Origin of the sequence: Luteibacter sp. 1214 (assembly GCF_031455395.1) — a bacterium.
In the GTDB taxonomy this organism is placed as follows: domain Bacteria; phylum Pseudomonadota; class Gammaproteobacteria; order Xanthomonadales; family Rhodanobacteraceae; genus Luteibacter; species Luteibacter mycovicinus.
Genome location: NZ_JAVDSQ010000003.1, coordinates 200,949 through 222,731, shown reverse-complemented (window position 1 = coordinate 222,731; position 21,783 = coordinate 200,949). Strand labels below are relative to the sequence as shown.

Sequence of the window (21,783 nt, the reverse complement as noted above, 5' to 3'; positions counted from 1 at the left end):
CGCAGAAGGTTGTGGTAATGCCGGTCTATGAGGACGTTGAAGCGTCTACCCGGCTTTTCCAGGAACTGGCACGGACACAGGGTGTTGGTACTTACGTAGTCGCTGTCGATGACGGCTCCGTCCGGCAGCCGCTCGACGTGGCGGCCATCGCCGCCGCGGGCCTCGATGGTGTCGTGGTCAAGCTGCGTCGCAATGTGGGTCACCAGCGCGCGATCGCCATCGGCCTCAGCTACGTCGCCGAGCACTTCGGCGACGACGTTGTCGTCATCGTTATGGACTCCGACGGCGAAGATACGCCGGAGAGCATTACGCAGCTGGTGGCGGGACTTTCGTCGCCCGAGGTCGACGTCGTCGTGGGTGCGCGCAAGAGCCGTGTCGAGTCGCTCAAGTTCAAGACCTTCTATATCGTCTACAAGACGCTGTTCTCGCTGCTCAGTGGCCGAAAGATCAGTTTTGGCAACTTCATGGCGGCAAAAATGCCGGCGGTGCGCCGTCTGGCTTCGATGCAGGAGCTCTGGACCCACGTGGCTGCATGCGTCCTGGGCTCCAAACTGCGCGTTCAGGGCTGTTCACTGGACCGTGGTCCGCGCTATGCCGGCAAGAGCAAGATGAACTTCGTCGGCCTTGCGCTGCACGGGTTTCGTGCACTGATGGTCTTTGCGGAAGATGTGCTGGTTCGCGTGGGGATTGCCTGCACGCTGGTCGCCGGTCTCGCGGTACTGGGCGGTGCGACGGCAATGGTGCTTAAGGCCGCCGGCTTTGCGACCCCTGGTTGGTTTTCGTTGGCCTTTGGCATCCTGCTGCTGGTTTTCCTACAGACCGCGGCACTGACACTGATCATCCTCATGCTCTCGGGCATGGTGCGTAGCGGTGGTGTCCTGGGTATCGGCAGCTATCGTGAGTTCGTGGCTGAGGTGTTGCATGCCCGCGAGCGCTAAGCCGGCGCTCGGTGGGCAGGTCGTCCGCTACATCATCAATGGATTGGTCGCTACGGCCGTCCATTTTGCCGTGCTGCGCTTCTGCATGGAGGTGCTGCATGTGCCTCTGGCAGGCGAGGCAAACGCCATCGCCGCGTGCTTCGGTATCACCGTCTCGTTTCTCGGTAGCCGGTATTTCGTCTTCAGAGGGCAGGAGGGCAGCGTCGTTAAGCAGGGATCCCTGTTTCTCGGCGTTTATGCCGTCATCGCTTTGCTGCACGCCACGGTCATGTACGTGTGGACTGACCGTATGGGATACGACTATCGCATCGGCTTCGTGCTGGCCACCGGCATGCAAATGGCCTTCAGTTTCGTCGCGAACAAACTCCTGGTATTCAAATGAACAAGTATCTGCGTGCGCTGATTGCGTCGGTCGTTTTCGTCGTCGTCCTGCTGCTGACGTACTACATTCACATGCGATACTTCCGCGTCAACGTGGTCTTCTACGCAGCGATCCTCGACGCCTTCATCGCTCTGCTCATTGTCATGGCTGGACTGGCTGTCGTCGGATGGTTCCGGGCCTTTACGCGGCTCGAGTTGATCCAGCTCGGCCTGATTTGGCTTCTAGGCGGGTATGCCTTCGCCATCTCGGTGCCCACAGTTATTGATCGGTCGCTTTCGTTCTACATCCTGGAAAAACTGCAGCAGCGTGGTGGTGGCATCCGGCAGGACGCGTTCCACGATGTGTTCACGGAGGAGTACGTCCGTGAGGATCATCTGGTTGCCGTTCGTCTGACAGAGCAGCTTCAGTCTGGCACGATCAGAATCGATGACGGATGCGTAAAGCTGACGCCATGGGGCGAGAAGCTGGCCACGTTCAGCAGCTTTTATCGGAAGAATCTCTTACCGACACATCGGTTGTTGATGGGCGAATACACCGATGCGCTGACGGATCCGTTTCGCAATAGCGTCATGGCTACGGATTACCGTTGCCACTGATGGATAATCGATCTCTAATACGCGCCATATTGGATGCTGGCCCTGCAAGCGGCCGCGCTGGTCAGATCGCGCGCTGGATCCTGCCGTTGGCAGTGCTGGCGTTCGGGTTTTGGTTGATCCCGCTTACGCACACCTGTCAACTTGCCTGCGTGCCGGGCGATAACGGTGACGCGCGGTTCAATAACATCATTCTCGAGCATTTCTATCGCTGGGTTATAGGGCAGGATCGCAGTCTGCTGAGCCCGAGTTTTTTCTATCCCATGCCAGGCGCGTTGACGTTCTCTGACAATCACTGGGGCACTGCGTGGATCTATTCGATTTTTCGTGCGTTTGGTTGGGACCGTTATCAAGCGTTCGACTTGTGGTACCTCTCTGCTTACCTCGTTAACTATCTGGCTAGCTATGGAGTAATGCGCAAATTGCATTTTTCCCCGCTCGCCAGCGCGGTGGGGGCATTTGCATTTACTTTCCCCATGCCGGTAATCGCAAAGCATGGTCATGCGCAGCTTTTGTATCGTTTTCTGATACCCGTTGGGGTGCTTTGCTGGCAGCGCTTTAGTGAGACTTCGCGGTGGCGTTGGATTGGTTGGCTCGCATTGGTTGTGGTCGGTCAGTTCTATATTTCAATCTATCTTGGCTACTTCATGCTGCTATTACTCGCGGCGTGGGCGATTGTTCAGTGGCGTCTAGAGGGTTGGGGCCCGAGTGGCTGGTTCCGCCAATGGGGCTCTTGGCGGGAGCCCTCTGACAGACAAGATCTTATCGTTGCGATGTGCATATTGTTTTTGGCATGCATTGCTTTTGTGGTGTTGATGCACCCCTACCTGCACTATGCAAAGACCTACGGTTTTAGTCGGGGCGCGGCAGAGATCGCCACGATGCTTCCAAGACCGCAGAGTTATTTGCTTGCTGATGAGTCCCGTATCTGGGGAGGATTGACCGCTAATTACTTCACTGTGCCCATGCGTGGTGAGCACCAGATGTTTTTCGGTCTCGGGATCATAGGACTCGCACTGGTCGGTGTATTCCGTTCGGCGCGGCGGCAGCGTTGGCTAGCTTTGGTGTCGGTTGTGCTGCTGGTGGTGCTCACGTTGAGCGTGCAGGGCTACTCGCTGTACCTGCTTCTGGCAAAGCTGCCTGGCGTAAACTCAATTCGCGCCGTCTCGCGGATCAGTTTGGTATTCACGTTTCCGATCGCGCTTCTCGTCGCAATGGGCGTGGACGCCGTCCGTGGAGCAACGCCGATGTGGCGTGTGCTGGTTGTATTTCTGGGCGTGGCCATGGTGACCGAATCTGTCGCCACGCATACAGTGCATTTCGATAGCTCACAGGCGCGCGAACAGACAAAGCAGATGGTCACGCAGTTACCCTCGCCTCTGCCGGAAAAAGCGATCCTCTTTAATCCTAGTCAAGCGGACGAGCCATTCTTCGTCACTGAGTTGGATGGCATGGTTCTGGGCCAGGAGTTGAACCGGCCGACGCTGAACGGTTATTCCGGAAATTTGGCTCCTGGCTACGAGCCGCATAGCCAGAACTATCCGTGCGTGCAGGCCGCAGCCCGAATCGAGGCGGCGAAACTTTTTTATGCACAGCATCTGAAGCGTCGATTGCCGTTGGGCGCCGCGGGTCCGATTATCATCGTAGGCAATGCTTCATGCGCGGAGACCGAAGCTTGGCGAAAGATGCCGCTCACCGATGCGGGCAAGGTGTCCCTGCGGATCGAATCCGTACAGAGGCGAGGGGACCACTATGAGGTTCAGGTTGACGTGCGCAACGACTCCGCTTACGCCTTGAACACATCCACGAGCAGGGCGCAGCCTCTCTTTCTGTCGTGGCAAAAAGTGTCAGAGGGTCGTACGGTCGATTCGAAGGCTTGGGTAGCTCGAATTGAGGTTGGGGGGCACGGTTCGCTCCTGCCGGGCGAGCAGCGCAGTGTCTCGTTCTCGGTCCCCGTGGCGGCTGGGGACGGCCGTGCGTTGGCGGTGAATGCCGTCCTGGAAGGTCGGGCGTGGCTGAGCGACTACGGCTTGAAGCCGGCTTTCGGCAGTTTGTCGACAGAAAAGTAAGTGACGCGGAATGCGTTGCACGAAGTAGTTCTAGAGGGGGCTCGTGTCAAATTCGTCTTCCATTGCGCAGGAACCAAGTCGCCGGGGCGTAGCGCTCGTGGCTGTGGCTGCGCTTCTTTTCGCCGCCCTGCTATGCGGTGTCCTCGCGTTGCGGCCGTTCCGGAACTCACCCGACATCAGATCGGACGGCGTGGGTTACCATATATGGGCACACGCCATTGCCCACGGCAACCTGACATTTTGCAACTACGGGTCGCTGCTGAAGCCCGTAGGAGCGCTCTCCGGCGAAAGCCTGGATGGGCTGCGTTGCAAGAATAAATATCCGCCTGGCGTAGCATTATTGCAGCTCGCATTCTCGTGGCCGGTGCTTGCAAAACATCCGACCGCGACAGGCTTCTCCGTCGGCGAGAATCGCGTCGTCCTATGGGGTGGGGCGGTCTTGCTTTTCGTGGTGACGGCACTTATGAGCAGAGTGCTGGCCCGTCGAGGTCATACGCCATTCATTGCCCTCTTTTCGGTGGGCGCTTTCGTGTTTGGTACAGGTCTGTTTCACTACTCGACCTATGACGCCTCGTTTAGTCACATTTATAGCGCTTTCGGTGCGGCGCTGGCTTTGTGGCTTGTGTACGGAAAAGCGCGTCTGTCCATCGGACGGCTGGTCGCTTTTTCGCTCGTGGTCGCGTGGTTATATGCGGTGCGTCAGACCAACGCCGCGGTGGGTTTAGCGGTGGTCTATCTCTTTTTCCGTCAGGCCGCGGTCGAAGATGGTCGTCGAGTGGCCTTTTCCTGGCTCGCTGGCACAGCCTTCTCGGCGTCGCTCTTACTGGCATACGGCCACTATTCCAGCGGAAGAGCATCGCTATCAAGTTACGGCGCCGAAGGGTTTCCCTCATTCGGTGGGCATGCCATTGATGTGCTCGTGTCTTACGAACGCGGCCTCTTCAGCTATTACCCATTGTTCTTCGTCACCGTGGTGCTCGCGCTATGGAGATGGCGGAAGCCGACGAGCCAGGCGTTCCTTGCGTTGGTCGGCGCATTTACGCTCCTATATGGATCCTGGCACGCCTGGCAGCTAGGCGCAGGCTTCGGCCACCGAGGGTTTGTCGAACTCGCACCCTTTGGCATTCTGGCGCTCGCCGAGGCGCTGTCCGCCATGTCGACAACAGCTCGGCGCGTCAGCGTCATCCTAGTCGGCGTCTGCTGCATGGTGACCCTTATGGCCATGAGCGCCTACTGGCGACGTGATCTGCCTTTTAGCGGTGCCGTAGGTGCGCAGTACTGGCAGAGTATTTCGCCGTTCCCGGTTTCAGCATCTGAAAAATTGAAGTATTCCGAGGACGATGTCCGGCACATTCGCCTCGCGTTTGAAGGGCCCATTCAGAAGGATGGAGCGGAATGGAAGGTCCGTATCATGGTGACCAACGGAAATCCTCTGACTCGGATGCATGGTGCTGCCGAAGGCTATCCACCCCTCCGCCTTTCATGGCGGGTAGTCAGCCAGGAAAAGGATATTCACAAGGGCTGGGTCGATCGCCTCGACCTTCCCGCTCTGGCGCCGGGAGAATCGCGAGCGGTCACGATTTCAGTCGCTGCGCCGATTCAGGCAGATAGCGGGCAGCAATTGCAGCTTGCTATCGTCCAGGAGGGCATGTTCTGGTCCCACGACATCGGCGTAGCGCCTGTATCGCTTACATGGACCCGTGATGAAACTGCGTCACTCAATATGGTGGAATGAACATGAGCATGAAAATCGCTGTGGTAGGCACCGGATACGTTGGTCTCTCGAACGGAGTCCTCCTTTCCAAGGCAAATGAGGTCGTCGCCTTAGACATCGTTGAGAGCAAGATTAGCTTGCTCAATCAGGGGCGTTCGCCGATCGTTGATGCTGAACTCGAAGCCGCGCTGGCTGGGGGCGGTCTAAATTTTCGTGCCACCCTCGATCCGAAAGAAGCATACGAAGGAGCCTCGTTCGTCATCATCGCGACGCCCACCGACTACGACCCCGATACGAACTATTTCAATACTGGATCAATTGAAACAGTGATCGGCCAAGTATTGCATATCAACCCACAAGCGACGATGGTTATCAAGTCCACCATCCCGGTGGGATACACCAGCAAACTTCGCGAGCAGTTTGGCGTAGACAACATCATCTTCTCGCCTGAATTCCTTAGGGAAGGAAAGGCGCTTTATGACAATCTACATCCGTCGCGCATTATCGTCGGCGATCACTCGCCCGCCGCGAAGACATTTGCTGCTCTGTTGCAGCAGGGAGCGGAAAAGGCAGATGTGCCTGTGCTCTTTACGGACTCAACCGAGGCTGAGGCAATCAAGCTGTTTGCGAACACGTATCTGGCGATGCGCGTTTCATACTTCAATGAGCTAGATACGTATGCGGTAACCCACGGCCTCGACAGTCGGCACATCATCGAAGGGATCTGCCTGGATCCGCGTATCGGGGGAGGCTACAATAATCCCTCATTTGGTTATGGCGGCTATTGCTTGCCTAAAGATACGAAGCAGCTTCTCGCAAATTACCAGAGCGTGCCGCAGACGTTGATTAAGGCGATCGTCGAGTCGAATACGACTCGTAAAGACTTCATTGCAGGCGACATTCTTAGTCGAAAGCCGAAAGTGGTGGGTATCTACCGCCTGATCATGAAAAGTGGATCGGACAACTTCCGCTCGTCCAGCATCCAGGGAATCATGAAGCGGATCAAGGCGAAGGGCGTGGAAGTAATCGTGTACGAGCCTGTGCTCGATTCCGCCGAATTCTTCCATTCAAGAGTTGTCAATGACTTGAGCCTGTTCAAGCAGGAGGCCGATGTGATTATTAGCAATCGCATGGCTGACGCCCTCAGTGACGTGAGCGACAAAGTCTATACCCGAGATCTGTTTGGCGATAACTGAAGACGGTCTGGAACGGCTGAGAGACGGCGGGCGGGTATCGGAATGTCCCGGTGTTCCGCTCGCTTCCGATGGGGATGGATGTCGACGGCATGGCTAGGCGACTTGAAAAAGTCTTGGTCCCGATTTTTTTCGGGCTCTACCTTCTTGTGGGTGTCCTCATCCACACGGACTATGGCGTCTCTTGGGACGAGCCCATCTCGAGAACAAATGGTCTTGTTAACCTCAAGTATGTCCACGCGACGCTTGTGCCTGGCACAGCGATCGTCGGGATGGACGACGTTCCCGATCTCGAAAACTGGGCCGACAAGGACTATGGCGTTGCATTTGAGCTTCCTCTCGTCGCCGTTGAGCGAGCGTTGGGCGTAGGCGAGGAAGATCTTTACCCCTTCAGGCACCTCGTCATTTTCCTCTTCTCGGTGCTTGGCATTCTGGCCGTCTACGGAGTTGCGAGGTTCGTATATGAGGATTGGCGCCTTGGCGTTCTTGCGGCGCTGATGCTCATGCTCTCTCCGAGAATATTCGGCGAGTCGTTTTATAATTCGAAAGACATTATATTCATGGCCGCCATAGCGATGGCCATCTATACGTTTACCCGAATGGTAACGAAGCCTGGTCTATTGCTCGCGATTTTTCATGGCTGGATGTCGGCCTTCGCGATCGATGTGCGCATCATGGGTATAACTATTGTAGCCGCGACCATCGGTATTCTCGTTGTGCGCGCCGTCAAGAAAGATTTTCCTGCGTCTCGCGTGCTGACATGCCTGTTAGCGTATTTGGTAGCGACGGCCATTTTTGTGGTCGCGCTGTTCCCGTATCTATGGGCGGACCCAGCCGGTCATTTCATGGATGCGCTTGGTAGTATGGCGAGGTTCCGGTGGAACGGTTGGGTGCTGTACCTCGGTAACCACTACCTCGCCGCACAGTTACCCTGGCATTACCTTCCGGTCTGGATACTCGTTACGACGCCGCTAACTTTCTCGGCATTGATGATGGTTGGCGCGGTACACGGTGTTCGAACGCTAAGTACGAACAGGATCGCCCTGTGGGTATCCGAGATTCAGATGTTGGAACTAAGCTACCTGGCTCTTTTGTTCGTTCCCACAATCGCGATCATCGCAATGCGAGCCGTTGTCTACGACGGCTGGCGGCATCTGTACTTCATTTATCCTTCGTTTGTCCTGGTTGCTGTAGCGGGATTCGCCGCTCTGATGCGCCGTGGGCGTACTAGTCACTTTCTGAAAATCGCCGTGTCGGTCGGACTTGTCTTGACCTTTGTCTCAAACGGCTATTGGATGGTCCAGTCTCACCCGCTGCAGAATGTCTATTTCAACGCTCTCGCGGGAAGGCATTGGAAAGAACGATTTGACGTTGACTATTGGGGCATGGGCAACCGTGCTGCCCTTGAGGCGATCATCAAGGCGGACGGACGTCGTGTCATATCGATCAAAGCGATTAGTGCTACGCCGTTGGATCGCGCTTTGCTGTCGATGCCCGTCGATGATCGCGAGCGCTTTGTCTTTTCGACTCCCGAGTCGAAGCCTGAGTTTATTCTCACAAACTATCGGTTTGCGAAGTTTTGTGAGGGTATGTGCGACCTGACTGATTACGCGCTGTTTTATCAGAAAAAAATCGGCGGCGAAGTGATCGTTTCGGTATTCAGGCTTCGTGATCTGTCTCTGGCCGATACGGTGACCCGAATTGACCGAAGGTATTCTGCTGATGAATTTCGCAGCTTGAGCTACCGCATCGAAAGGCGATACAAGCGCGGCGATCAGACCTATATCGATCTGCGTATCGATAACGCGGGACCGTTACCCATATCGGCGGCCTCCGCGGTGGGTACTCCGATCCGCGTGTCGTGGAGGTTTCTTGACGAAGAGGGTGTCGCCACGGAAGGCTGGAATACGCGTCGCGATCTTCCGCGCGACGTGCGTGCGGAGGGGAGTCTCACAATGAGCATTCCCGTCGCGGACAGCATGCAGGTTCCTGGAGGAACTCTTCAGGTTTCACTCGTTCAGGAGGGAGTGTTCTGGGGGCACGACATAGGTATTCCTGATGCGAATTTCCCATGGGAATCTTCGAGGCCGTAATTCCACTTGTACATGCCAAGTAAAAAGAGCTGGGCCTCGTTATGAGGCCCAGCTCTTTTGGATTGCTGTCGGTGCCTAGTGCGCTGCACTGCTCGCATGTGAGGCTTGACGTTTCAGCCCAGGGCGGCTTCCAGCTCCGGGAGGATCTTGAATAGATCGCCTACCAGGCCGATATCGGCAATCTCAAAGATCGGCGCTTCACCGTCCTTGTTAATCGCCACGATAGTACCGGCATCCTTGATACCGGTCAGGTGCTGGATGGCGCCTGAGATGCCGACAGCAATGTACAGCTCCGGCGCGATGATCTTGCCGGTCTGGCCGACCTGCATTTCGTTCGGGACGTAGCCGGCGTCGACCGCGGCGCGCGACGCACCTACTCCCGCACCGATCTTGTCGGCGAACTTATAAATGATCTCGAAGTTCTCCTTCGAACCCACGCCGCGGCCACCCGAAACGACCTTGGCCGCGCCCTGCAGGTCGGGACGGTCGCTCTTGCCCTGCTGCAGGTTCACGAAGCGGGTGTGCGAGGGCAGGGCGGCATCGACGGTCAGCGGTTCGACAGGTGCCGAGCCGTTTGAGGCAGCTGCTGGCCACGAGGCGGTGCGGATCGTGGCGACGACGGTCGAGGCCGTATCCACCTCGACGGTGACGATCGCGTTGCCGGCATAGATCGGGCGCTTGAAGCTGTGCGAGCCTTCCACGGTCATGACGTCGCTGACCTGCGACACGCCCAGGAGGGCCGCCACGCGCGGGGCGAGGTCCTTGCCGAAGGTGGTCGAGGGGGCGAATACGTGGCTGTAACCCGCGGCTGCCTTAGCGATCTGCGGGGCCAGGATGGCCGCGAGCGCGTGGGCGTTCTCGGCACGGGCGACGGTCAGCACCCTGGTGACGCCGTCGATTTTCGCGGCCTCAGCGGCGATGGCATCGGGGGCGTCGGACAGGACGATGACGTCGACAGCTTCCGGCTTGGCCGCCGAGGCGGCGCTGACCGCGCGGGCAGTGGCGCCATTGAGCTTGCCGTCGAGGTGTTCAGCGATAACGAGGATCTTGGACATATCGATTCTCCGGTCGGCTGCTTTACAGCAGGCCCTTCTGCTTGAGGGCCGCGACGAGCTCGGCGGCGTCCTTCACCATCACGCCCTTGCTGCGCTTGGGCGGGGCGGCATAGTGAGTGGTCTTGATGTGGTCTGCTGCGTCGACGCCAAGCGAGCCCAACTCGATCACATCGATCGGCTTGGATTTTGCCTTCATGATGTCCGGCAGCTTGATGAAGCGCGGCTCGTTGAGGCGCAGGTCCGTCGTGATCACGGCGGGCAGGTCGGCTTCAATCGTCTCGAGGCCGGCATCGACCTCGCGGGTGACCGTAGCCTTGCCGTCGGCGATCTCAACCTTCCCAGCGAAGGTGGCCTGCGGGCGGTCCCACAGGGCGGCAAGCATCTGGCCGGTCTGGTTGGCATCGTCGTCGATGGCCTGCTTACCCAGAATGACCAGGCCCGGCTGTTCCTTTTCGATCAGTTTCAGGAAGGTGCGGGCGGCGGTGAGCGGGGACACTGCTTCCGTGGTCTGGACATGGATGGCGCGATTGGCGCCCATGGCCAGGCCGTTACGGAGGTGGGCGGTCAGGTCGGCCGGGCCGATGCCCACGACGATGACTTCCTCGGCCACGCCCTTCTCACGCAGGCGCAGGGCCTCTTCCAGAGCGATATCGTCGAAGGGGTTGGCGGAGAGCTTGACGCCGTCCGTGACGACACCGGTGCCGTCGGGCTTGACCTGAATGCGGACGTTGTAGTCCACGACGCGCTTGTAGCCGACCAGAATCTTCATTCGGGGTTCCTGTGCGTTGGGGCAGGCGCGGGGCCGCGGATGCCTCGGGGTTGACCCCGCATTCTAGCGAAACTTCAAACTATCGTTTGATGCAGCGCGGGAAGACCTGGGGGAGAGCCGGAGCTGTAAGCCCCCGGTGGGAATCTCGTGTTGAGATTCAGGTCAACGCTATGATGTCATGGAACGTTCACACTACTTACGGCTGTCTATAGGTTGGGGAGCGAGCGTTGGCTGGGGAGATTGTCGTCAAATGAAACTGATCATTCAGATTCCGTGCCTGAATGAAGAGGCGACGCTAGCCATTGCGCTGGAAGCGTTGCCTCGTGTCGTGGCGGGTTTCGACACGGTGGAATGGCTGATCGTCGACGATGGCAGTACGGATGGCACGGTGGAGGTGGCGCGCGCCCATGGTGTGCACCATGTCGTCAGACACGCATGCAATCAAGGGCTGGCCCGAGCATTTTCCACGGGTATCGATGCCTGTCTCAGCCTGGGTGCCGACGTCATCGTTAACACTGATGCGGATAACCAATACGTCGCTGACGATATTCCAGCGCTGACCGCGCCCATCGTCGCCGGGGAGGCAGATATCGTGGTGGGTGCGAGGCCCATCGCATCGATAACTCACTTTTCTCCCGTGAAAAAATTTCTCCAGTCCCTCGGGAGTAGCGTAGTCCGGCTCGCCAGCGGATCAAAAGTGCCCGATGCACCAAGCGGCTTCAGGGCAATTAGTCGACATGCGGCGCAAAGGCTCGTCGTATTCAGTCGTTATACCTATACGCTGGAAACGATCATTCAGGCGGGCCAGAAGGGGATGGCACTGACGTCGGTGCCTATCAGGGTCAATCCGGATCTTCGCCCATCGCGACTTGTACGCAGTATCCCTTCCTATGTGCGACGCAGCATCGTTACGATCGTTCGCATTTTTGTCGTATACCGTCCTTTTCGTTTCTTTGCATCCATCGGCGTGGCTTTTTTTATTGCCGGCCTGGTGCCCGGTGTCCGCTTTCTTGTGAAGTACGCACAAGGTGACGGCGATGGCCATATTCAGTCTTTGATCCTCGCCGCGATCCTTCTCGGCATGGGCTTTCAGACCATGCTGATCGCCTTTGTCACCGATTTGCTTGCCGCGAACAGGAGGCTGCTAGAGGACATCCGGTACAAGATGGCCGTCGCTAATGACAAAGATAAAAAAAATATGGGTGAGAGTCATGGAGCATAGGGTCGCTGGCGGCGTCGTTGACGAGCGAGGGTTAGTTCTCGGTAACACGTTCGACAAATACGGGTCACGGAATCCGATTGTCAGATGGCTCATGAAGGGCTTTCACGACGCGCTGGATGAGCTCATTGCGGTAGCTAAGCCGTCGTCGATCTACGAAGTGGGATGTGGCGAAGGCTATTGGGTCGCACGTTGGCACGCAGAGGGCTATGCGGCAGCAGGCTGTGATGTTTCGGGAGAGGTTATAGCCCTTGCGCGCGCAAATACGGCGCATATCGAGATGCCTTCATCGACGTTCGATGTTTGCGACATCTATGACGTCGCAAGAACTCCGAGTGCCAGTGAACTGGTGGTCTGCTGCGAGGTTCTTGAACATATCGAGGATCCGCTTCGTGGCCTTCGCGCGCTTCGCGCCATAGCGGGAGACTACGTCATCCTGAGCGTGCCACGTGAGCCGCTTTGGCGCGCACTAAACATGGTACGGGGGAAGTATCTTGTCGACGGCGGCAATACCCCGGGTCACATTCAACACTGGTCCGCACGTTCATTTCGACGATTGGTGGAAGAGGTCTTCGACGTTGTCGAGGTAAAGTCGCCTATTCCATGGACGATGCTCCTGTGCAGACGGCGCGACTGACGTGTCGATTCGGAAGGCTCGCTGGAAGCGGTTTGCGAATCTTGCGGGAGCTGCCCTCGCCCTGATCGGTCTTACCTTTGTCGTGATTCAGCTGCGCCGATACGGCGCGTCAGTGGACACGGCGAACGTTTCGCCGGGGGAGTGGATGTCGCTGTGTGGCCTCATTCTCGTCGGCGTCGGGATGAACGCTTGCCTTGGCGTGGCCTGGCGGTCGGCTCTTGCTGATGGCGGGGCGCCAGTGTCGATGCGCTGGGGAATCGCCACCTACGCGCTGACCCATGTTGCGCGTTACGTGCCCGGCAACATTTTTCACTACGCGGGACGTCAGGCAGTTGGCATGGCCGCGGGGCTATCCGCGCGCTCGCTCGCGCGTGCATCGCTGCTAGAACTCGCCCTTGTCGCGATGGCAGGGGCGCTTTTGAGTCTACTCGCGCTTCCCCTCGTTTTTCCCCTTTTGATGGGGTATGCGTGGATTGCTTTCGTCGTGCTGCTACTGGGATCTGCAATCTGGGTGGTGTACCGGACACTGGGGCGCGCGCTAACCTCGGCATTCATGCTCTACCTGTTGTACCTGTCGCTGTCGGGTACGACCTTTCTCGTCGTAGTACTCGTACATGCCCCACACGATGCGGAAGCTGGCCACTACTGGATCGCACTATGCGCGGCCTACGTCGCCGCCTGGCTGATCGGTATGCTTACCCCCGGGGCGCCAGCAGGCCTCGGTGTGCGCGAGATCGTCATTCTCTTCTTGCTTCAGGGAAGTATGGACGCAGCCACGCTACTGTTTGCGGTCCTCGCGACGCGCGTCATCGCCATCGGTGCCGATACGGCGGCATGGGTTGTCGGATGCGCTCTGCGGCGCAATACATTACCTCCGGAGATAAATCGATGATGTCGATACGAAAGCAACGCGTGTTTGAAGTTGTGTCGGTTGTCATCGCTCTCGTATCTGTATTGCTCGTCTATGGAGCTATTCCTGGTGTGGCGACACCGACGCTCGGTCAGGCGCTGTGGACCACTAGCTTTTCGCAGTCGTTTGCGAATGAGGGTTTTTTTTCGATTCACGCTCACAACTTCGGGTATCCGGCTCTTGCGACGATACCGTTCGGACTTGCAGGCGCGGTTCCTTGCGGGTGGATGATCCGGTTAGGAATGTCCCCGGCAGACGCGTACACGAGCATGGTGGCTGCATGGCTTGTAGTCGCCTTCGCTGGAGCGGTAGCAGTAAGCCTACGTCTCGGTGTTTCCGTCGCCATGGCTGTGTGTGTATCTGCCCTCTGGCTGTGTATGCCCATGGTCTGGGCGCACGTTGACTACAGTATGCTGAGTCTGGGCATGGCCCTGATGCCGACTTACGTCTGGGGAACGCTGCGGTCGCTCGATGTTATCGACCGACGTGGTGCCGTGCTGCTGGTAGCGTCAGCTTTGGTCGCGGCCTTCATGGACGGATATACGTTTGTGATGTTTGCCTTCTGTGCGTCCGCGCTGGTTCTCGGTACGCTGTTCAGCAGAAAATCTTCGGAAGCCAGGATCCACTTGGTCCGACGCGTCGTTCCCATGCATCTGCTTGCCTTTGGCATTGCACTCATTGCCTACAAGGAGTACGTCGGAGGAGGTGCTTACGATGCCGCACCTCTCGAGATGTTTCGAGCCTGGGGCATGGATGTGGCATTCGCACTCATCCCAAGCCGAGGAGAGTTCTGGTTTTGGGACCTTATCCATCTGGCAGTGCCGCGCACTGCGAATAGCTTTTACGGGGACGCATCGGTCTGGACCACGACATTCGCAGCGCCCTTGCTTTTCGTGGCGATTGTTGCGGCATGGCGCGTGCGGAGGCATACACTTACGGTAACCCTGGTGGCTGTTGCGGTCCTGGCGCTCTATCTATCATTGGGCCCCTCGTTGAAGATCGATTCCCGAAAAGCCAGCAATGATCCTAATGAGGTCATGATGCCCGCCGATGCCGCAATCGCTCCGACGGGGAGCGCCTTCCTTTCGATGCACGTTCCCGGCTTTCGCCTCATGCGCGCGTCATATCGATGGGCCATGCTCGCCTATCTTGCATGCTGGCTATTGCTGGTTATTGCGCTTGGAAAATCTCGACTGGGTCGGCCGCTGATCGCGTATATCGTAGTAGCGTTGCTTGTAGTCATGTTTTTCCCGCACCCGGCACGCGCGCTCCGCGCAGGTCGCCTATACAGGGAGATGATGACGTCTATCGATGCGGAATGGGTGGGTTCGTTACGCGACGCCCATGTCGGTCCGCTGATAGCCTTTGCTCCGCACGGGAATGATTTTTTGGCGGCATATGCCGCAGCGCGCCTGAACGTCGTTACTTTCAATGCCGGTGGTGACAAGAATGCTGAGGAGGCGGCGAGCAGTTGGCCGCACGAGATGTTGCGGCTCGTTGATCCGTCTGAGCCATCAGCGGCCGCGTCAATAGGGCAGTTTCTTCTGCATGGGACGGGAGATCAGGTGATTCTTCCCTACGTCGACCTTTTGGCGAGTGCTCATTTCTGGCCATGTGCTCCGAAAGAATCGCTCGACAGGTCGTCTGATCGACGCGCAGGCAAGGTTTCCTCGGAGTGTGCTGTCGACACCAGGCAGCAATACGCGGGTACCATCGGGGCCCTTCGCGCGTCACCTTACTTCGACGTTGACGATCGGACGTTCTTTGCTGTCGTGTCCCTCAAGCCGGCCTACGCTGGAAAGGCAGGACGAGATCGCGCGCAAAGGGAATTACTCTCGAGCATTCGCTACCCTGTTGACGTCGCTGCTGACGTCAATGCGACGCGCCTTCTTCTTGGCGAGGGCTGGAACCCTGTCGAGCCTGTTAATCGGTGGTCCCAGTCTGAGGCGACGTTGGCGCTGCCTGCTACCGCATCGTGCACCCGGGATGGTTGCAAGGTCGTTATTCGCTTCATTGCCTTTGCTGCGTCACCCACTCGCCCGGTCACGGTATCGATGCGTATGACAGATCGTGTCGATTCCAGTGTTTCGCTGACGCTGTTTGATCAAAACGAGCACGACTTGGCTCTCACCATCCCGGAAGGGCAGAGCGTGATCGCGCTCACGGTTGACGTCCCCCTTGCAACATCGCCACTGGCACTCGGTATGAGTCCGGATGCACGCGTTCTGGGCATTTCACTGAGACGAATCGAGTTAGTGAGATCTCCCTGATGAAGCCACCGCGCAGGCCAGCAAAGCGGCGCTTTCTCTCCAGGTCCTTCGCGTTGGCAGTTCACCAGAGGGCGCTGGGTAGGATAGCCAGTGTGCAATGTGGGTTGCCAGGCCCGCTGCTGTCTCCGTGTCAAAATACGACGGGTAGTTCCCTGCGATTTCTCGGAATACGGGAAGTGACCTTGCAATCACTGGTTTGTTTCGCTGTGCGGCTTCAATGAGGGGGAGGCCGTAGCCTTCGCCCCGTGAGGCGGCGACAAGTGCAGATGAGCGCCGGTAAACGGCCTCGAGCATCTGATCGTCGGCGTCATCGAGCCAGAAGAGTCTCCGACCCCGCTCCGCGTGGTTCTCTATGCGCTGCATGAGTTCTTTTACAAGCCACCCGCGGTGACCGACGATTACCAACGTCAGGTTTGCGCCGGATTCCCACAGGAGCTCGACAGCACTAAGAACCTGATCGTGCGCCTTTCGCGGCTCCAGGGTGCCGACCATGAGTAATGATGGGGCGGAGGCCATCGCGGCCAGCAGTTTTGCATCTAGCGTTCCCTCTCGCCTTTGTTCCTCCGGCTCCACGCCGAGATCGAAGTGCATAACCGCAGGCAAGCGAGCTGGCTTGCGCTGTTGTAACCAGGTTATCACGTCGCCGGCCGTCGTTCGCGAAATGCAGTGCAGAGCATCCGCCAGCGCCACGGCCGTTTCGAGCCAACGCGCAAAGCTTTCGCGCGACTGTGGATGAAACGCTTCGGGCATGGTAAGTGGAAGTAGGTCGTAAACAATGAAGTGAATCGGCACTCCTGCTCGCCGCCACGTCCGCAGCAACGGCGCACTGGATGGCAAACTCTCCATTGTCCAGTCCAAACCGATATAAACCTCGTTACCGGTGATGGCGACGAGATCATCGGGAAGTGTCTCGTCGGACTTCGCGCCGATTAGTTCGCACGCGTAGGTATGCGCGTGGTGGAAACGACCCCCGCGGAATTCAACGGGATCGATTCGAATGCCTTTCGGCGGCTGCAAAAGCCACTCGCGGAGAATCGAGCGCACCACACGGTGTACTCCAGTCCCCAGGTCGTTTGCCGCTATATGTGTGACATCGACCAGCCAGCGAACTTGTTGGCAAGGAACTGATCGGACCAAGGCGTCGGCTACATGCGCCAGATCATCGTCAGTCAGATTCGGGGCAAAGGCGGCGGCGATCGCTAGCTCCGCCAACCGCTGCCGGCCGAGCGGATGTTCCGTCTCGAGTCGTGCCAGATGCGCTGGAAGAGCTTCGTCGGCCACTGCGTTGTCTCGCACAAGGGAGATCGCGTCAGCCTCTAACAAGGCGAGCCAGTCTGTATCGACGCCGTCATTTTGAAGCCTGGAGTATCCGCCCAGGCGATACCGATCTGACGCGGATAACAATGCGGCATTGGGGAGCGGCCCGGACCATACGATGTGTCCTGGCCACTGGCGAATTTTTGTCAATACGGTCGCGATATTGCGAGCGTCCGCCAGATAGATCGGAAGGGATGGCGACGATACATCGTCTATCGAGATGGGATGCCGTCCGAGCGACGCGTGCGACTCGATGGCCGCCAGCGCTCGTGACGCTACTGCGTGCCAGCTGAAATGCGACGCGCGCTCCATGCCGCTTCGTCGCAGCCGGTCGGCAAGATGGGCATCGCTGAGCACCGCTTCAATACGGGCTGCCATCGCACCATGCTGGCTCGCATCGAATAGGGCCTCACGGATGCCGACCACCTCGGGCAGGCTCGTCGCATCGTTGACGACGGTTGGGGCACCACATGCCATGGCCTCCAGCGGGGCAAGGCCGAAGCCTTCACGCTCCGATGGGAAAACAAAAACCGCGCACGACTGGTATAGCCGCACGAGATCCTCGTCGCTGACAAATCCCGTGAAGATAACCTCGCCAGGGCGCAGGCCGAGGCTCGCCATGGTATCGGCGAAGCGTTTAGCCATCAGCATGTCGATACGGCCCACGATCACAAGCACATGCGCTTCGCGCAGTGGCGTAGACAGGGACGCGTAGGCCTCTATAAGCGCGAGCACATTCTTTCGCTTGTCGAACCCGCCGTTGTACATCACAAACGGACGGTCGATGCCAAACTGTTCCGCCAGTACCCTCGAGTGGTCCGTCCCGGGCGAGGGCGGCGAGAAGCGTGGCTCCACGCCCGCGCCAATGGCAACGATGCGATCAGGTTCTATCCCCAATCGTTCTATCGCATCGGTACGGACCCACTCTGAAATGGCCAGGAGCAGGTCGCAACGCTTAAGTACTTCTATGCGCCGCATGTACCAGTCCCGGGACCGCGCGTGCCCGAGATACTCAGGATCGTGCAGGGGAATAAGGTCGTACAGGGTCGCTGCTGTGAATGCCTCAGGCGCCGCGTGCGGTACAAGGGCGTCGTCCGCAAATCCCTCCACCACACTGCTCAGCCATACGACATCGGGTCGGGTGGCATCCAGTGCATGAGTGAAGACGTGCTCGGCCGCGTCACGCCGGATATCGTTGATGCGGTTGTCGGAAGACGTGTTCCGAATGGGCCCCACCACGCGCCTTGGCACCTGGTGCCCGGATTCCGCGAGGGCGTCGATAGCTTCATCAATGCCGTCGAGGGCAGCATTGAACAGTAAGGTAGTGTCGTGTGAATGCCTGCTCAGGTCGACAAACGCACGGCTGACGGCGAGACAGTAGCGACCGATGCCGCGGTGACGGCTGTCGGTCTGCAGGCCCTGCATGTCGATTACGATCTTCATGGCTTTGGGCCTTCACGCATCCTGTCGAATGCCCTGCGGCTCGCATCAGGCAGGCGGGTCGCATCCACATCCAGTACGGCTTCGGGATGAATGACCCGGTGCGCCACGGTACGCAGCGTTGTGTCCAATGCGGGGAACCGATAGACCGTATCGACGATTAGTCGCTTGAGCGCAGGATAGCGCCCGAGAAAATGCAGGAGGTCACGCAAAATCCGGCGAGCGATGGAACTCATGCTAACGATTCATCCAGTGCCCGGCGCAACGCATCCCGCGCTCGCTCGGTAGAAAAGTGTCGACGTACATTGTCGAGTCCGGCGTCCGATAGCCGAGTCCACAGGACTTCATCGCGGTAGATACAGTCAATGGCGTTCGCCATCGCTGTGGCGTCGTCCCTGATGATGGCGTCGATGTCGTCCTGCAAATGCATGCCCTCGGCGGCCAACGTGGTGACCACGACGGGCAATCCATGGCTCATCGCCTGATTGACTTTGCCTTTAACGCCTGCACCAAAGCGCAGTGGAGCGACCGAGATACGTGTCGATGCTAGTAGCGGATTAAGGTCTTCCACGCGGCCGTGAATCAGCATGCCTTCGCACTCGATGGCGCTTCGGGTGGTGTCGTCGATATCGCCGACCACATGGAAAATAATAGATGGATCGTTCGCTCGCACAAGGGGAAGCACGTTCGCCGCGAACCACCGCACCGCATCCTCATTGGGTGGATGACCGAAGCCACCGACGAACAACAGGCCGCTACGCGACGCGAACGGCATCGACCGCCCGGCGACATCGTGAATATTGCTGACCAGTTCGACGCGCGACTGCGGTGCCTCCGTCGCGAGGATGTCACGCTCGTCGCCGCTTACTACAAGCGTGACATCGGCCTGTTCCACCATCGCGAGTTCGCGCCGCCGTGACCGTGCGGCTTGCCGTGCGAGCGCGGGGTTGGACGTCAACGTGGCTGCTCGTTGCTCGCGTATGAAATGCAGGTCGACGGTATCGAACACGGTGCGCGCGTGGGGGGCAAGCTGGCGCGTCAGCGCCAGATACTGGTCGGCGACGGGAAGGCGGCACAGCATCACGGCGTCCAGGGTCGCTCCGTGGGTGCGCATCCAGGATGCCGCATTGCCGCGGTGGACTGCCACACCCAAGGCAGCAAGCCTCGCGATGTCTCGCGGGGTCGCATCGTTATCATCCGCCATGAAGTCGATGTACCAGCCATCCGCATTGAGCAGCCGGAAGATCTGGCAGAGTCGCATGGAGCCGGAATCGCGCGTGGGATCGGGCGTCATGGTCTCGATGACGAGTATCCGTCGTGCGGGTTTGCCGGGGGCGGGCGGTTTCAGGGTGGCTGGTATCGCCTCGTCCGCCACGCCCGCGTCGGCGCGGTTCCGGGCGAGCATCGCCCGGCGCACGGTGCCGCGCCATCCACGAATGGCAATGCTTCCCTTCAGGCGCCGCAGCACATGTCCGATCCGCCGCAATTTCCAGCCAATATCCATCAAAGGTTCTGGTAGTTGGGCCCGGACCCGCCCTCAGGCGTCACCCAGGTAATGATCTGATACGGGTCCTTGATATCGCACGTCTTGCAATGCACGCAGTTCGCCGAATTGATCTGCAGCCGCCTCCCGCCCTCATCCTGCACCATCTCGTAAACCCCCGCCGGGCAGAACTTCTCGCACGGATTGCCATACTCGGTCGTGCACCGGTCGATGCAGATCGAGGTGTCGGCCACCTTCAGATGCACCGGCTGGTCCTCATCGTGCTCGGTCGCCGCGAAATACACGCTGGCGAGCCGGTCTCGCGGTGCCAGTGTGCGGTCGACGTAGTCCTTCTTCGGGGTCTCGTACTGGCCGAGCTTGCCCAGCGACGACCAGTCCGCGTGGTTCTTCAGCGTCCACGGCGAGCGGCCGCCGGTGACGGTTTCCCACGCGGCGTTGATCAGGCCGAACCACAGGCCCTTGTTGAAGCCCGGTCGGATGTTGCGCACCTTCTTCAGTTCGGCGACGACCGCCGAGCCACGCAACGCCGCATCCCAGCCGGCCGGCGAGAGCTGCGACGCCACGAGGTGTTCCGCGGCCAGCATGCCCGAGGCGATCGCCTGATGCGTGCCCTTGATCTTGGGCACGTTGACCAGGCCGGCGGAGTCGCCGATGAGGATCGCGCCCGGCATCTCCACCTTCGGCAGGGACTGCGCGCCGCCTTCGACGATGGCACGCGCGCCGGCGGAAACGATCGTGCCGCCCTCGAGCAGGCCCTTCACGTTCGGGTGGTGCTTGAACTGCTGGAACGCCTCGAACGGCGAGAATTTGGGATCGGGATAATCGAGGCCGACGACAAAGCCGATGGCCACGCGGTCGTTGTCGAGGTGATAGAGGAAGCTGCCGCCGTAGGTGTCGTTGGCGAGCGGCCAGCCGGCGGTGTGCACCACCTTGCCGGCTTCGCCGCGTCCGGGCTGCAGCTGCCACAGCTCCTTGATGCCGATGCCGTAGGTCTGCGGGTCGCTGTCCTTGTCGAGGTCGAAGTGTCTGATCAGCGCCTTGCTGATGTGTCCGCGACAGCCTTCGGCCAGCACCGTGACCTTCGCGCGGATGTCGATGCCTTCGGTATAGCCGGGTTTGTGCGTGCCATCGCGTGCCACGCCCATGTCGCCGATGCGCACGCCGTTCACCGCGCCGCTCTCGTCGAACAGCGCCTCGGCGGCCGCATAGCCGGGAAAGACGTCAACGCCCAGCGCTTCCGCCTGAGGCGCCAGCCACGCGCAGAGTGCGCCGAGGCTGACGATGACGTTGCCGTGGTTGTTCATCTGCGGCGGCGTCACCGGCAGCTTGCTGCCCGAGGCGTGGTCGCGCAGCAGCCAGAACTCGTCCTTCGTCACCGGCACGCAGACCGGCGGGGGCGCCTTGCGCCATTCCGGCAGCAGGCGGTCGAGGGGCGCCGTCTCGATCACCGCGCCGGAGAGAATCTGCGCGCCGATCGTGGATGCCTTCTCGATCACGCAGACGGTGATCTCCGGGTTGAGTTGTTTCGTACGCATTGCGAACGCGAGACCGGCGGGGCCGGCCCCGACGACGACGAGGTCGTATTCCATGGTTTCGCGTTCGCTCATGGCTGGCTCACTCAAACTCGGCTGGCTGGGGAGGGTTGACCTGGCATTGTCCGTTTTCGCCGCCAGAGGGGCA

The 21,783-nt window shown here is 59.1% G+C and carries 17 protein-coding genes; 11 read left to right on the top strand and 6 right to left on the bottom strand.

What is annotated here, in order from left to right; all coding sequences use genetic code 11:
• Window positions 1–17 precede the first annotated feature (17 nt).
• The 7 genes from J2X57_RS09390 to J2X57_RS09360 all read left to right on the top strand — a co-directional run bounded on the left by J2X57_RS09390 (window position 18) and on the right by J2X57_RS09360 (window position 8,982).
• On the top strand, window positions 18–938 hold the full coding sequence (locus tag J2X57_RS09390) for a glycosyltransferase (RefSeq protein ID WP_309866201.1): 921 nt from the start codon (window positions 18–20) through the stop codon (window positions 936–938).
• Complete coding sequence (locus tag J2X57_RS09385; RefSeq protein WP_309866199.1) at window positions 922–1,320, top strand: GtrA family protein; 399 nt, start codon at window positions 922–924, stop codon at window positions 1,318–1,320. The genes J2X57_RS09390 and J2X57_RS09385 overlap by 17 nt, the downstream gene beginning before the upstream one ends.
• Window positions 1,317–1,916 carry a hypothetical protein gene (locus J2X57_RS09380; RefSeq protein WP_309866196.1) on the top strand — a complete coding sequence of 200 codons (600 nt, stop codon included), beginning with the start codon at window positions 1,317–1,319 and terminating at the stop codon, window positions 1,914–1,916. The genes J2X57_RS09385 and J2X57_RS09380 overlap by 4 nt, the downstream gene beginning before the upstream one ends.
• Window positions 1,907–3,982 (top strand): hypothetical protein, encoded by a 2,076-nt coding sequence (locus tag J2X57_RS09375; RefSeq protein ID WP_309866193.1) that lies wholly within the window; start codon window positions 1,907–1,909, stop codon window positions 3,980–3,982. The genes J2X57_RS09380 and J2X57_RS09375 overlap by 10 nt, the downstream gene beginning before the upstream one ends.
• A gap of 103 nt (window positions 3,983–4,085) precedes the next feature.
• On the top strand, window positions 4,086–5,717 hold the full coding sequence (locus J2X57_RS09370) for a hypothetical protein (RefSeq protein ID WP_309866190.1): 1,632 nt from the start codon (window positions 4,086–4,088) through the stop codon (window positions 5,715–5,717).
• Between the two features lie 8 nt (window positions 5,718–5,725).
• Window positions 5,726–6,892, top strand: a complete 1,167-nt coding sequence (locus J2X57_RS09365; RefSeq protein WP_309866893.1) for a nucleotide sugar dehydrogenase — start codon at window positions 5,726–5,728, stop codon at window positions 6,890–6,892.
• A 50-nt stretch (window positions 6,893–6,942) separates the two neighbouring features.
• Complete coding sequence (locus J2X57_RS09360) at window positions 6,943–8,982, top strand: glycosyltransferase family 39 protein (RefSeq protein WP_309866187.1); 2,040 nt, start codon at window positions 6,943–6,945, stop codon at window positions 8,980–8,982.
• Between the two features lie 113 nt (window positions 8,983–9,095).
• On the opposite strand, the gene J2X57_RS09355 is transcribed toward J2X57_RS09360, so the two are convergent.
• The gene (locus J2X57_RS09355) at window positions 9,096–10,037 is read right to left on the bottom strand and encodes an FAD-binding protein (protein WP_309866185.1); all 942 of its coding nucleotides are present in this window, start codon (window positions 10,035–10,037) and stop codon (window positions 9,096–9,098) included.
• A 22-nt stretch (window positions 10,038–10,059) separates the two neighbouring features.
• Entirely contained in the window at window positions 10,060–10,806 is a 747-nt protein-coding gene (locus tag J2X57_RS09350) for an electron transfer flavoprotein subunit beta/FixA family protein (RefSeq protein WP_309866182.1), read from the bottom strand.
• Window positions 10,807–11,056: 250 nt separating this feature from the next.
• On the opposite strand from J2X57_RS09350, the gene J2X57_RS09345 reads away from it, so the two are divergent.
• The 4 genes from J2X57_RS09345 to J2X57_RS09330 all read left to right on the top strand — a co-directional run bounded on the left by J2X57_RS09345 (window position 11,057) and on the right by J2X57_RS09330 (window position 15,842).
• Window positions 11,057–12,028: a glycosyltransferase family 2 protein gene (locus J2X57_RS09345; RefSeq protein ID WP_309866179.1), complete on the top strand. Its 972-nt coding sequence runs from the start codon at window positions 11,057–11,059 to the stop codon at window positions 12,026–12,028.
• A 91-nt stretch (window positions 12,029–12,119) separates the two neighbouring features.
• The gene (locus J2X57_RS09340; protein WP_309866176.1) at window positions 12,120–12,662 is read left to right on the top strand and encodes a methyltransferase domain-containing protein; all 543 of its coding nucleotides are present in this window, start codon (window positions 12,120–12,122) and stop codon (window positions 12,660–12,662) included.
• A gap of 1 nt (window position 12,663) precedes the next feature.
• Window positions 12,664–13,554, top strand: a complete 891-nt coding sequence (locus J2X57_RS09335) for a hypothetical protein (RefSeq protein WP_309866173.1) — start codon at window positions 12,664–12,666, stop codon at window positions 13,552–13,554.
• Window positions 13,509–15,842 carry a hypothetical protein gene (locus J2X57_RS09330; protein WP_309866170.1) on the top strand — a complete coding sequence of 778 codons (2,334 nt, stop codon included), beginning with the start codon at window positions 13,509–13,511 and terminating at the stop codon, window positions 15,840–15,842. The genes J2X57_RS09335 and J2X57_RS09330 overlap by 46 nt, the downstream gene beginning before the upstream one ends.
• Here J2X57_RS09330 and J2X57_RS09325 read toward each other — a convergent pair.
• From J2X57_RS09325 to J2X57_RS09310, 4 genes are read right to left on the bottom strand one after another with little or no spacing between them, the layout of a single operon-like run.
• Window positions 15,825–18,602 carry a glycosyltransferase family 1 protein gene (locus tag J2X57_RS09325; RefSeq protein WP_309866166.1) on the bottom strand — a complete coding sequence of 926 codons (2,778 nt, stop codon included), beginning with the start codon at window positions 18,600–18,602 and terminating at the stop codon, window positions 15,825–15,827. The genes J2X57_RS09330 and J2X57_RS09325 overlap by 18 nt on opposite strands.
• Window positions 18,599–18,835 (bottom strand): hypothetical protein, encoded by a 237-nt coding sequence (locus J2X57_RS09320; protein WP_309866163.1) that lies wholly within the window; start codon window positions 18,833–18,835, stop codon window positions 18,599–18,601. The genes J2X57_RS09325 and J2X57_RS09320 overlap by 4 nt, the downstream gene beginning before the upstream one ends.
• Window positions 18,832–20,103: a glycosyltransferase gene (locus tag J2X57_RS09315; RefSeq protein ID WP_309866160.1), complete on the bottom strand. Its 1,272-nt coding sequence runs from the start codon at window positions 20,101–20,103 to the stop codon at window positions 18,832–18,834. Before J2X57_RS09315 ends, J2X57_RS09320 begins: the two co-directional genes overlap by 4 nt.
• The gene (locus tag J2X57_RS09310) at window positions 20,103–21,710 is read right to left on the bottom strand and encodes an electron transfer flavoprotein-ubiquinone oxidoreductase (RefSeq protein ID WP_309866158.1); all 1,608 of its coding nucleotides are present in this window, start codon (window positions 21,708–21,710) and stop codon (window positions 20,103–20,105) included. Before J2X57_RS09310 ends, J2X57_RS09315 begins: the two co-directional genes overlap by 1 nt.
• Between the last annotated feature and the right edge of the window lie 73 nt (window positions 21,711–21,783).